This window comes from Brucella tritici, assembly GCF_008932295.1.
In the GTDB taxonomy this organism is placed as follows: Bacteria; Pseudomonadota; Alphaproteobacteria; order Rhizobiales; family Rhizobiaceae; genus Brucella; species Brucella tritici.
Genome location: NZ_WBWA01000006.1, coordinates 137,855 through 150,291, shown reverse-complemented (window position 1 = coordinate 150,291; position 12,437 = coordinate 137,855). Strand labels below are relative to the sequence as shown.

Sequence of the window (12,437 nt, the reverse complement as noted above, 5' to 3'; positions counted from 1 at the left end):
TAGTTCGCCAGCGATTTATCCAAATCCATAATCATTAGTTTACTAATATATAAGGCGATTGGCATGGATACGGCAGATCTCAAAGCTGAAATGATTGATGCCATGGCGAAGGTTAATCGCAGGCTTCGCACCGTCTTCGACGCACGTGTGAAAGAGCGTGGCCTGACGTTGGCCAGAGCGCGCACCCTGCTTGCCTTGATGGAACAGGAAGGGCTTTACCAGAAGGAACTGGCTGAAGCGCTGGAGATCGAGAATGCGACCATGGTGCGCCTGCTCGATGGTCTGGAGCGGCAGTCGTTCATTGAACGTCAGACGGTTCAGGGCGACCGTCGCGCGAAGCGAGTGGTGATGACGGCAGAAGGCAAGATTCTGGCTGAGCAGGTCGTGAAGCTTGCTGGTGACGTTCGCGAAGACCTTCTGGAGGGCGTGAGCGATGAGGAGCTGAGCATTGCGCTCAACGTACTTCGCAAAATGTCGGATTCGATGAACAAGACCCACTGAAGGGGTTCGTCAGTCCTTACGATATCCAAAAGCCGAAGTTCACGCTTCGGCTTTTATTTTTTGGAATCACGGCGTCGTGAAGGAACGTCTTGAAATTGGACGTACCGCGCCTTTTTTCGGTCGCAGCCGAACAGTCCACTAGGGGTCTGTTTCCGACATTTGCATCCCTCGGATATGTGCGCTGAGCAAATGCCGGAAGCAAAAGACCACCAGTAATTTTATGACTCTAGTGGATTTTTCGAATTTGACGTTTGAAACGGGATCCATATCGGACGGGTATCAAACGTCAAATTCAATCCACTGGCCCCGAAATTAATCCTGGAACCCCGGACGGGAGTGGTTGAGATGCAACATTCATCTCATGCAGCGATAGGCCTCTGCGCCGTTCTTTCTATTGTGTCGTTACAGGTAAAATATATGGAGCGTGGAACACGCCACGCCTATGCGCGCGCCTTGAATGGCGTGAATACGGATGACGGCCTGATCTTCAGTACCAACCCTATAGCAGCGACGGGTGTTCGGGCTAATGAGCGGTCGCGGCGATCCTTGCGGGCACGTTGATCGCTGTTGGATGTCCGGCGTCGCGAATCACGGCGCAAGGGTGCGCAGATAGGCCATCAGTTCGGTGGCCGTATCGCTGGCCCGCTCCGGTTGGCGGGAGATGATCGCCTCGATCAGTGTCGCATGCGCATTGGCCGAGCCCGCAATGCCGGTCGACGGGCGAAGACGGAACCAGAAACGACGACTGTGGGTTTGCAGAGGCGCTGCAATGCGCGCGGCATAGGGATTGCTCGCTGCCGCACCCAGAACAATGTCGAATGCCTTGTCGGCATCGAGAAACAGCGCCACATCCTCGTTCGGGATCGCCTGCCGCATGGCGGCTGCGGCAGCTTCAAGCCGTTCATAGTCGCGGGGGCTGCCGAAGCGAGCGGCATCACGCGCCAGAACGCGCTCAACACCTTCGCGTGCGTCCAGCACCTTGATGAAATCCTTCGGGTCGATGGCTGCGATGGCGATACCGGAGCGCGGACGCACTTCCACAAGGCCTTCCCAGGCGAGCCGTTGAATGGCCTCGCGCATGGGCGTGCGGCCCATGCCGGTAAGTTCGATCAGCGTGCGCTCGTTGACGACAGTGCCGGGTTCCAGTTCCAGCGTGACGATGGAACGTTCCAGAATGCGATAGGCCTGCTCGGCAAGGCTTTCGCTACCCCAGCTGTCCATGGTCGCCTGCGGCATGTTTGCCGGGCTCCGCGTCAGCCTGTCTCGAACGTTCGTTTCTTCCATGCCGGTCTATGCCTTGTGGTTACGACGATTGACATAGTGCAATCTTACAGATATATCTCTGATATATCAATATGGTGTGATTTGCGCTGGTCGTTCCCTAAATCTGCCTTTGTGGCTTTTTCAAGCGATGGCGAGTTTTCAGCACAGTGTCATTCCAAAAAATCGATGGACAGAGCCGGACGGCTGGCATTGAACATACTGAATGCCAATTGCCTGAAGCGTGGAGATTGCCCGGTTCTTTGGCAGGGGTACGGGTAAGAATGAATCGGTTGGGAGCCGCACAAGATGAAATCTGATCCGCAGGGTCAGCAGGATATTCTCATAATCGGTGGCGGTATTGTTGGCGTCGCCACTGCCGCCTTGCTTGCCGAGGCGGGGCGTCAGGTTCTGGTCATCGACAGAACCGGCATTTGCGAGGAAACCAGTTCAGGCAATGCGGCGGCGCTTGCTTTTTCCGACATTCTGCCGCTGGCGTCCAAGGGCGTCATGCGCAAGGTGCCGGGCTGGCTGATGGACCCGCTCGGGCCTTTTACGATCCGTCCTTCCTATTTTCCCAAGATGGTACCGTGGCTTTACCGGTTCTGGCGCGCGAGCAGCGCGGATGCGCTGGCGAAAACCGCAGTTGCGCAGGCCGATATCATGCGTCTCGCCGGCAGCGAGATGATGGCGCTGATCGACAGGGCAGGGCTGCGTGACAGGCTGCGCGAAAACGGCAATCTGGAGCTTTATGAAAGCGAAGCCGAACTTGCTGCCTCTCAGCCGGGCTGGGACGTTCGCGAACAGGCCGGAATTGCCTGCGAGCATGTCCGCGGCGACCGACTTGCCGAATTGCAGCCCGGCCTGAGCCCGCGTTTCGTTGCCGGTACTTTCGTACCCGGCTGGAAGAATGTCAGCGATCCGAAACTGTTCGGCAAGGCGATCTGGGCTTATGCCGAAAGCAAGGGCGCGCGCTTCCTTCAGGCCAGGGTCATGAATGCAAGACCCGGCAATGGCGGCGCGAGCGTTCGTCTGGAAGATGGGACTGAAATCGGGGCAGCACATCTTGTCCTGATGGCCGGCGCCTGGTCACGCGATCTTGCCAAGGGGTTTGGCGATGCAGTGCCGCTCGACACCGAGCGCGGCTATAATACCACATTGCCGGTCGGCAGTTTCGATGTGAAGCGCCAGCTGACATTCCCCGGTCACGGTTTTGTCGTCACGCCGATGGAAACCGGCCTGCGTGTCGGCGGCGCGGTAGAGTTCGGCGGGCTTGACCTGCCGCCCAATTTCGCGCGATCCGAAGCCATGCTAAAGAAAGCGTCCATGTTCCTGCCGGGGTTGCGCACCGAGGGCGGGCGACAATGGATGGGCTATCGGCCATCGATGCCGGATTCCGTGCCGGTTATCGGCAGGGCTTCGGCAGGCGGGAATATCTATTACGGCTTCGGCCACGGCCATCTTGGCCTCACACAGTCGGCTGCGACCGGGCGACTTATCCGTGACCTCATCACAGGGGCCGCGCCTGCAATCGACATTGAACCTTTCAAGCCACAACGTTTTCGGAACTGACCATCATGGCAAGACATTCCTTCTTCTGCGTCGACGGACATACATGCGGCAACCCCGTGCGTCTGGTGGCTGGCGGCGGGCCGAACCTTGAAGGTTCGACCATGATGGAAAAGCGCGCGCATTTTCTGCGCGAGTACGACTGGATCCGCACTGGCCTGATGTTCGAGCCGCGCGGCCACGACATGATGTCCGGTTCTATCCTCTATCCGCCGACGCGCCCCGATTGCGATGTCGCGGTGCTGTTCATCGAAACGTCCGGCTGCCTGCCGATGTGCGGTCACGGCACGATCGGAACCGTGACGATGGCTATAGAACAGGGGCTGGTGACGCCGAAGACGCCGGGCAAGCTCAATCTCGATACGCCTGCCGGTCTGGTGGCGATCGAATATGAGCAGAACGGCCAGTATGTCGAGCGGGTTCGTCTCACCAATGTTCCGGCTTTCCTTTATGCCGAAGGGCTTGAAGTCGAGTGCCCGGACCTTGGCACTATCAAGGTCGATGTGGCCTATGGCGGCAATTTCTACGCTATCGTCGAGCCGCAAGAAAATTACACGGATATGGAAGATTATTCCGCTTTGCAGCTGATTGCCTGGAGCCCGATCCTGCGCCAGCGGCTGAACGAGAAGTACAAGTTCCAGCATCCGCTGCTGCCTGATATCAACCGTCTGAGCCATATTCTGTGGACCGGCAAGCCGAAACACCCAGAAGCGCATGCCCGCAATGCGGTCTTCTACGGCGACAAGGCAATCGACCGTTCGCCATGCGGAACGGGTACGTCTGCGCGCATGGCGCAACTGGCTGCCAAGGGCAAGCTGAAGCCCGGCGATGAGTTCGTGCATGAATCCATCATCGGATCGCTTTTCCACGGCCGCGTTGAGCGCGCTGCGGAAGTTGTGGGGCAGGATCGCACATTACCGGCGATTATCCCTTCAATTGCAGGCTGGGCACGCATGACGGGATATAATACGATCTTCATCGATGATCGCGATCCCTTTGCACACGGGTTTACGGTCGCGTAAAGTGGGTACGGCTGGTAATTTTATTACTGGCTCCCAATTTTTTGGCTTTCGAGCCATGCAGAAAATGTGGAATAAGGCGTCCTGGGTAGGAGAAAAAAACATATACAGGACGTTTAGTAGGGGACATAACTAGTTTGTGGAAGGATGATACCCTTAGTCTTTTGTCTGAGACAAAAGGGGGTTGCATTCCTCTATACAGCCGTTAGGTGTAAAGAGCCGGGAAAAAAATGAAGGCGCACGAAATAAAGATGCGTCAAAAAAATCCCGGGCGGTAAAATGGGTGGCTTCTCGATGGAATATTTCTTCCAGCAGGTGATCAACGGGCTCGCGCTCGGCTCGATCTATGGCCTGATCGCCATCGGCTACACGATGGTCTACGGCATTATCGGCATGATCAACTTTGCTCATGGCGATGTCTTCATGCTCGGCGCCTTCATAGCGCTGATTGTTTTTCTCATCATCACAACCTTCATTGGAGCATTGCCGATTGCGCTGATGCTTCTTCTGATGATGGTCGTCGCCATGTTGCTGACGGGGTTGTGGAGCTGGACGATCGAGCGCGTGGCCTATCGGCCGCTGCGTGGTTCGTTCCGCCTCGCACCGTTGATCACGGCTATCGGCATGTCGATTGCCTTGTCCAACTTCGTCCAGGTGACGCAGGGGCCGCGTAACAAGCCGGTGCCTCAGCTTCTGAACGGTTCCTACAATATTTTCGGCACCAATGTGACGATTTCGCTGAAGCAGGTTGTGGTCATCGTGGTGACAGCGCTGCTGCTGACGATCTTCTGGTATATCGTCAATCGCACCTCGCTCGGTCGCGCACAGCGTGCCTGTGAGCAGGATCGCAAGATGGCGGCGCTTCTGGGCATCAATGTCGACCGTGTCATTTCGCTCACCTTCGTGATGGGTGCGATGCTCGCGGCGGTGGCCGGTACGCTCTACCTTTCCTTCTATGGCGTGATTTCCTTTGCCGACGGATTCATCCCCGGCGTCAAGGCGTTCACGGCGGCTGTTCTGGGCGGCATCGGCTCGCTTCCAGGCGCTGTGGTCGGTGGTTTGCTCATCGGTCTCATCGAGGCATTGTGGTCCGCGTATTTCTCGATCGACTACAAGGACGTTGCCGCGTTTTCGATCCTCGCTATCGTGCTGATCTTCATGCCGTCCGGCATTCTTGGCCGTCCTGAAGTCGAAAAGGTTTAATCATGGCTGCACAGTCGAGTTCACGCCCGGATTCCCTTTTTGGCCGGGCCATTCGTGAAGGGTTTTTCGCCGGTCTTCTGGCTCTGGGCCTCTTCTGCCTCATCATCGGTTTCAAGACCGATCAGAACATCAACAACGAACTGGTGCTTGTTCAGCGCTGGGGTGCACTGGCCGTCATGGTCGCGCTGGCTGCGGTTGGCCGTTTCCTGTTCGTTGCCTTTGCACAGCCATGGCTGGAGGCGCGCAAGCTTGCCAAGAGCAAGCAGCCGACCGTTGCGGTCGAAAGCCCGTCTTTCGTGCGCCGCAACTTCTCGCGCCTCGGCGTTGCCTTCCTTTTTGTCTATCCGATCCTGATCGTCGCCTTCCTCGGCTGGCAGGGATCGCTCAAATGGGTCGATAATTTCGGCGTCCAGATCCTCATTTATGTGATGCTGGCCTGGGGCCTCAACATCGTGGTGGGTCTCGCTGGTCTTCTCGATCTGGGTTACGTCGCCTTCTATGCAGTGGGCGCTTATTCCTATGCGCTGTTGTCGGCCTATTTTGGTCTATCCTTCTGGATGCTGCTGCCTATAGCCGGTATTCTCGCCGCAACATGGGGCGTCATTCTGGGCTTTCCGGTCCTGCGTCTGCGTGGTGACTATCTCGCCATCGTGACGCTTGCCTTCGGTGAAATCATCCGTCTGGTGCTTATCAACTGGACAGATGTTACTCGCGGCACCTTCGGCGTTTCGGGAATTGCCAAGGCTACCTTCTTTGGTCTGCCCTTCAATGCCAGCAAGGACGGGTTCGCGGCCCATTTCGGCCTCACCTTCTCGGCGGCCCATTACAAGTTCTTCCTCTATTACGTCATCCTTCTGCTGGCGCTCCTGACGGCCTGGGTTACCATCCGTCTGCGCCGCATGCCGGTTGGTCGCGCATGGGAAGCACTGCGTGAAGATGAAATCGCGTGCCGTTCGCTCGGCATCAACACCACCACGACCAAGCTCACGGCTTTTGCCACGGGCGCGATGTTCGGTGGTTTTGCCGGTTCCTTCTTTGCCGCGCGTCAGGGCTTCGTCAGCCCGGAATCCTTCGTGTTCCTCGAATCCGCCGTCATTCTGGCCATCGTCGTTCTGGGTGGCATGGGCTCGCTGGTCGGCATCGCCATTGCTGCGATTGTTATGATCGGCGGTACCGAAATCCTGCGCGAAATGAGCTTCCTGAAAGCGATTTTCGGCCCGGATTTCACGCCGGAACTCTACCGCATGCTCATCTTCGGCCTTGCCATGGTGGTGGTCATGGTCTGGAAACCGCGCGGTTTTGTCGGAAGTCGAGAACCCAGTGCCTTCCTGCATGAGAAGAAGATGGTGTCGGGTGCCTTTACCAAGGAAGGGCACGGCTGATGGCGGAGATAAGCACTATGTCTGGCACTGCGCCTGATAAAGCCGAATTGGGCAACACTGAAAAAGACACCATCCTGCAGGTCGAGCATCTCTCGATGCGCTTTGGCGGTCTCGTGGCCATCAACGATCTAAGCTTCAACGTGAAGCGTGGGGATATCACGGCGATCATCGGCCCGAACGGTGCAGGCAAGACCACGGTCTTCAACTGCATCACCGGTTTCTACAAGCCGACGGGTGGCATGCTGACGATGAACCGGAAGACGGGCGACAAGTTCCTGCTTGAGCGCCTGCCTGACTTCCAGATCACCAAGCAGGCCAAGGTGGCGCGTACCTTCCAGAACATCCGCCTGTTCTCGGGCCTCACCGTTCTGGAAAACCTGCTGGTCGCGCAGCACAACACGCTGATGCGCTCATCGGGCTTTACGATCCTCGGCCTTCTCGGTCTGCCGGGCTACAAGTCGGCGGCGAAGGACGCGGTTGAAAAGGCGCGTTACTGGCTGGAGAAAATCAACCTGATCGGTCGTGCAGACGATCCGGCGGGCGATCTGCCCTATGGCGATCAGCGCCGTCTGGAAATCGCCCGCGCCATGTGCATCGAGCCGGAAATCCTCTGCCTCGATGAACCGGCCGCCGGTCTCAATCCGCGTGAATCGGCAGAGCTCAACAAGCTCCTGCTCGATATCCGCAAGGAAACCGGCACATCGATCCTGCTGATCGAACACGACATGTCGGTGGTCATGGAGATTTCCGACCATGTGATCGTGCTGGAATACGGCACCAAGATTTCCGACGGCGCGCCGGAGGAAGTCAAGAACGATCCACGCGTTATCGCGGCCTATCTCGGCGTGGATGACGAAGAGATTGCCGAGCTTATTGAAGAGGCGGACAAGCCGGGTATTGCCGATCCGGCGCAGCTGGTCGCTGCCCAGCTTGCCGAAGAAGCCATCGAGGAAGAAATTTCCGAAGAGACGGGTGAAGCACCGTCAGGACGCGCTTCGCTCGCCGGTGGTCTGGCCGCAGCACGCGGCGGAAAGGCCGATAATCTGACCCTCATCAAGGGCATTGGCGCGGTCAACGAGAAGAAGCTTCACGAACACGGCATCTATCATTTCGATCAGATTGCCGCCTGGAGTGAAGCGGATATCGTGGAAGCTGAGACCTATCTGGAATTCGACGGGCGTATCGCACGCGAAGACTGGGTCGGGCAGGCCAGGCAACTCGCCGCCGGTCAGGCGACCGAGTTCTCCGAGCGCGTTGAAGCGGGCGATGTTCCGACGAGCCATAAGACTGCTCCCGTGAAGGCTGGCAAGAGTGGGGCTGCGAAAAGCAGCGGCGCAAAACGCGCCAAAGCCCCGACAAAAGCTTCTGCCAAGCCGAAGAAGGGAGGCGAATGATGCAGGCTGAAACCATGCAGAAAAAGCAACCACTTCTGGCCGTCGAGAAGGTCGAGACCTATTACGGCAATATTTGCGCCTTGAAGGGCATCGACCTCACCGTCGACGAGGGCGAGATCGTGGCGCTGATCGGTGCCAACGGTGCCGGTAAATCGACGCTTATGATGACGATCTTCGGTTCGCCGAAGGCTCGTACCGGTCGCATTCTCTTCAACGGCAAGGATATCACATCCATGCCGCCGCACGAGATTGCCAAGCTGCGCATTGCGCAGTCGCCGGAAGGCCGTCGTATCTTTCCGCGCATGACGGTTCTGGAAAATCTCCAGATGGGCGCAAGCCTCGATAATCAGCAATATTTCGAAGAAGACGTAAAGCTGATGTTCGACCTGTTCCCGCGTCTGAAGGAACGCATCAACCAGCGTGGCGGCACGCTTTCGGGCGGCGAACAGCAGATGCTGGCAATCGCCCGTGCACTGATGGCGCGCCCGAAGCTCCTGCTTCTGGATGAACCGTCACTCGGTCTGGCACCATTGATCGTGAAGCAGATTTTCGAGGCGATCAAGGAACTGAACCGCACGCAGGGGCTGACGGTGTTTCTCGTCGAGCAGAATGCATTCGGTGCGTTGAAGCTCGCTGACCGTGGCTATGTGATGGTCAACGGCTCGATCACCATGAGCGGCGCTGGCCGCGAATTGCTGGCGGATCCGGAAGTCCGCGCTGCCTATCTCGAAGGCGGAAGGCACTAGGAGGAAATCATGCAGGGTATTCTCTACGAAGAACCGTCATTCTGGTTGTTTTTCCTCATCACCTGTCTGCTGGGCGGCTGGGCTGCCTGGATGACGGGGCGTGCCTGTGCTTCGACCTGGCGCACCTATCCGCAGCTTCTGCTCTATCTGATCCCGCTGGGGGCTGCGGTGCGCTTCATCCACTTCGCGCTGTTTGAAGGAACGCTTCTTTCGGTCCACTACTATCTGGTTGATGTAATCGTGCTGATGATTATCGGTACGGTGGGCTTCCGCTACACGCGTACCAAGCAAATGGTGAGGCAATATAGCTGGCTTTATGAAAAAGCTTCGCCTCTCAGCTGGAAGGCAAAATAAATTTAAAGCTTCGCCGTCATGCGGCGAAGCTTTTTTGTAAGATCACGTTGACAGTAATAAGATTCAGCGTAGATATTGCTGAGTAATCAGCAAGAAAATAAAGCGATGCAAAAAATCGTTTCGGGGTAAATACAATGATGGGAGTTCCAACAATGAAGAAATCGCTTTTCGCAGGCGTTGCTCTTGCAGCAGTAATGGCTTTCGGGGGCTCGGCTTGGGCTGACGTAGTTCTGGGTATCGGTGCACCTTTGACCGGTCCGAACGCCGTTTATGGCGCGCAGATCCAGAAGGGTGCGGAAGCCGCGATCAAGGAAGTCAACGATGCGGGCGGTATCAATGGCGAGAAAATCTCGATCTCGCTCGGCGATGACGTTTCGGATCCGAAGCAGGGCATTTCCGTTGCCAACAAATTCGCAGCCGACGGCGTGAAATATGTCATCGGTCACTTCAACTCGGGCGTTTCGATCCCGGCTTCGGAAGTCTATGCCGAAAACGGCATTCTTGAAATCTCGCCTGCCGCGACCAACCCGGTCTATACCGAACGCCAGCTCTGGAATACGTTCCGTACCTGCGGCCGTGACGACCAGCAGGGTATTGTAGCCGGTCAGTACATCTTCGACCATTTCAAGGATGCGAAGATCGCCGTCATTCACGACAAGACCCCATATGGTCAGGGCCTTGCCGATGAAACCAAGAAGAAGCTCAACGAGCTTGGCACCAAGGAAGCCCTTTATGAAGGCGTGAACGTTGGTGAAAAGGACTTCTCCGCTCTGATCGCAAAGCTCAAGCAGGCTGGCGTGAATGTGGTTTACTGGGGTGGTCTGCATCCGGAAGCCGGTCTCATCATCCGCCAGATGGCCGATCAGGGCCTGAAGGCCCAGTTCATCTCGGGCGATGGCATCGTGTCCAACGAACTGGCCTCGATTGCAGGTCCGGCTGTCGAAGGCACGCTCAACACCTTCGGTCCCGATCCGCGCAACAACCCGAACAATGCCGATCTGGTGAAGAAGTTCCGTGATGCCGGTTTCGAGCCGGAAGCCTATACGCTCTATTCCTATGCGGCTGTTCAGTCGCTGGCGCAGGCTGCAAAGGCTGCCGGCAGCAACGATCCGCAGGAAATCGCCAAGGCGCTCAAGGAGAAGGGTCCGTTCAAGACCGTTCTCGGCGACCTGTCCTATGACGAAAAGGGCGATCCGAAGCTGCCAGGCTACGTCATGTACAAGTGGGAAAAGGGTGCTGACGGGAAATATACTTACATTCAGCAGTAAGTTTTGCTTATATTCTTTCCCGATGAGTGGAGATGCCCGGCTTTGCGCCGGGCATTTTCGTTTTCAGGCTTCCGATCCGCATAAAGTCATGCGGAAAAAGCAAGATATAGACGAAATCATTACTTTACTTCGCCAGCGGGCGTGATTGTATCTAGAGTGATGATTAGACATAGGGCGATTCTCTATGTCTGATCGTGCGATCTGGTGGGAGGACCAGTTTCAACGCGGGTGGTTTCAAGCCCGAATTGCGTTCCTGGGGCTGACGCGATCTCCCATTCGAATATCAGGGTTTATGCGGCACCTCTGGTGTTGCGGTCGAGCCTGCAAAAATGGCGGTTGTCTGATCCGGTCAGATTGCCGTTCTGAATGAGTGTTTTGATGCGTATTCCGAAACCGTTTCCAGCTTTCGGGCTGCGTTTAGTGGGAGCAACTGAAATGAAGAAATCCTTATTCTGCGGCGTTTGCCTTTCGGCGCTAGTTGCAATGGGCGGCGTATCCTTTGCTGACATCCAGCTTGGCGTTGGCGCACCTCTGACCGGTAGCCAGGCGGCTTTTGGCGAGCAGATCAAGCGCGGTGTCGAAGCGGCAGTCGCAGAAGCCAATGCCAAGGGCGGCATGAATGGCGAGCAGATCACCATCGTCTATGGCGATGATGCTGCCGATCCGAAGCAGGGCATTTCCGTTGCAAACAAGTTCGTCGGCGATGGCGTTCAGTTCGTCATCGGTCACTTCAATTCCGGCGTCAGCATTCCGACTTCGGACATCTACGCTGAAAACGGCGTACTGATGATCGCGCCAGGCACCACCAACCCGACCTTCACCGAGCGTGAACTGTGGAACACCTTCCGCACCTGCCGTCGCGATGACCAGCAGGGCATCGTTGCTGGCAAATATATGGCCGACACTTACAAGGACGGCAAAGTTGCCATCCTTCACGACAAGACGCCTTACGGTCAGGGCCTTGCCGATGAAACCAAGAAGTCGCTCAACGACAATGGCATGAAGGAAACGCTCTACGAAGGCGTGAATCAGGGCGACAAGGACTTCTCTGCGCTCATCTCCAAGATGAAGGCTGCTGGCATCACCGCTGTTTACTGGGGTGGCATGCATCCGGAAGCGGGTCTGCTCATCCGCCAGATGGATGATCAGGGCCTCAAAGCACAGTTCATCTCGGGCGATGGCATCGTGTCCAACGAACTCGCCTCGATTGCCGGTGACGCTGTGGCTGGTGTCATGAACACTTTCGGTCCCGATCCGCGTGACGACAAGTCGAATGCGGAACTCATCAAGGCTTTCCGTGACAAGGGTTTTGAGCCTGAAGCCTACACCTTCTATGCCTATGCCGGTGTGCAGTCGCTGGTTAATGCCGCCAATGCTGCCGGAAGCAACGACCCGCAGGAAGTTGCGACCGCGATGAAGGAAAAGGGTCCGTTCAAGACCGTTCTCGGCGAAATCTCGTTTGACGCCAAGGGGGATCCGAGCCTTTCGCCTTACGTCATGTTCGAATGGCGCAAAGGTGAAGACGGCAAGTATAATTACTTCCAGAAGTAATGGAGCATTTCCAGCAAAAGTGCGAAGCGGTTTTGCGTTGGATAATGCGAGAACACAGATGCTTAGAGCGGTTCTGATGATTGCTTCATAATCGGAGACGCTCCTGTACCTGATATATTAGCATAAAGTGCTACAAAATTCATCAATCTGCCCGGCTTTTAGTCGGGCATTTTGTTTTTATCTCCCGGTT

The 12,437-nt window shown here is 56.5% G+C and carries 12 protein-coding genes; 11 read left to right on the top strand and 1 reads right to left on the bottom strand.

The genetic code is table 11. The features are described from left to right. Positions 1-63: 63 nt before the first annotated feature. Together F9K91_RS08895 and F9K91_RS08890 are read left to right on the top strand one after the other, a co-directional pair. Positions 64-501, top strand: coding sequence for a MarR family winged helix-turn-helix transcriptional regulator (locus tag F9K91_RS08895; RefSeq protein ID WP_061347972.1), 438 nt, complete (start codon positions 64-66; stop codon positions 499-501). Between the two features lie 345 nt (positions 502-846). Then, entirely contained in the window at positions 847-1,062 is a 216-nt protein-coding gene (locus tag F9K91_RS08890) for a hypothetical protein (protein WP_081104559.1), read from the top strand. A gap of 27 nt (positions 1,063-1,089) precedes the next feature. On the opposite strand, the gene F9K91_RS08885 is transcribed toward F9K91_RS08890, so the two are convergent. After that, the gene (locus F9K91_RS08885; protein WP_235813557.1) at positions 1,090-1,737 is read right to left on the bottom strand and encodes a GntR family transcriptional regulator; all 648 of its coding nucleotides are present in this window, start codon (positions 1,735-1,737) and stop codon (positions 1,090-1,092) included. A 333-nt stretch (positions 1,738-2,070) separates the two neighbouring features. Here F9K91_RS08885 and F9K91_RS08880 point away from each other — a divergent pair, with 333 nt between their 5' ends. From F9K91_RS08880 to F9K91_RS08840, 9 genes are all read left to right on the top strand, one after another. Continuing rightward, positions 2,071-3,333, top strand: a complete 1,263-nt coding sequence (locus F9K91_RS08880; RefSeq protein ID WP_151677648.1) for an NAD(P)/FAD-dependent oxidoreductase — start codon at positions 2,071-2,073, stop codon at positions 3,331-3,333. A gap of 5 nt (positions 3,334-3,338) precedes the next feature. Continuing rightward, positions 3,339-4,352: a 4-hydroxyproline epimerase gene (locus tag F9K91_RS08875; RefSeq protein WP_061347975.1), complete on the top strand. Its 1,014-nt coding sequence runs from the start codon at positions 3,339-3,341 to the stop codon at positions 4,350-4,352. 291 nt (positions 4,353-4,643) lie between these two features. Next, positions 4,644-5,552 carry a branched-chain amino acid ABC transporter permease gene (locus F9K91_RS08870; protein WP_151677666.1) on the top strand — a complete coding sequence of 303 codons (909 nt, stop codon included), beginning with the start codon at positions 4,644-4,646 and terminating at the stop codon, positions 5,550-5,552. 2 nt (positions 5,553-5,554) lie between these two features. Further along, positions 5,555-6,934: a high-affinity branched-chain amino acid ABC transporter permease LivM gene (gene livM, locus F9K91_RS08865; protein WP_151677647.1), complete on the top strand. Its 1,380-nt coding sequence runs from the start codon at positions 5,555-5,557 to the stop codon at positions 6,932-6,934. Then, complete coding sequence (locus F9K91_RS08860) at positions 6,934-8,328, top strand: ATP-binding cassette domain-containing protein (protein ID WP_412842153.1); 1,395 nt, start codon at positions 6,934-6,936, stop codon at positions 8,326-8,328. Before livM ends, F9K91_RS08860 begins: the two co-directional genes overlap by 1 nt. Then, complete coding sequence (locus tag F9K91_RS08855) at positions 8,328-9,074, top strand: ABC transporter ATP-binding protein (RefSeq protein ID WP_061347978.1); 747 nt, start codon at positions 8,328-8,330, stop codon at positions 9,072-9,074. The genes F9K91_RS08860 and F9K91_RS08855 overlap by 1 nt, the downstream gene beginning before the upstream one ends. A gap of 9 nt (positions 9,075-9,083) precedes the next feature. Next, complete coding sequence (locus F9K91_RS08850; protein WP_071633441.1) at positions 9,084-9,428, top strand: DUF6867 family protein; 345 nt, start codon at positions 9,084-9,086, stop codon at positions 9,426-9,428. 152 nt (positions 9,429-9,580) lie between these two features. Beyond that, complete coding sequence (locus F9K91_RS08845; RefSeq protein WP_061347980.1) at positions 9,581-10,696, top strand: branched-chain amino acid ABC transporter substrate-binding protein; 1,116 nt, start codon at positions 9,581-9,583, stop codon at positions 10,694-10,696. A gap of 435 nt (positions 10,697-11,131) precedes the next feature. Beyond that, positions 11,132-12,247 (top strand): branched-chain amino acid ABC transporter substrate-binding protein, encoded by a 1,116-nt coding sequence (locus F9K91_RS08840; protein WP_151555894.1) that lies wholly within the window; start codon positions 11,132-11,134, stop codon positions 12,245-12,247. The last annotated feature ends 190 nt before the right edge of the window (positions 12,248-12,437 follow it).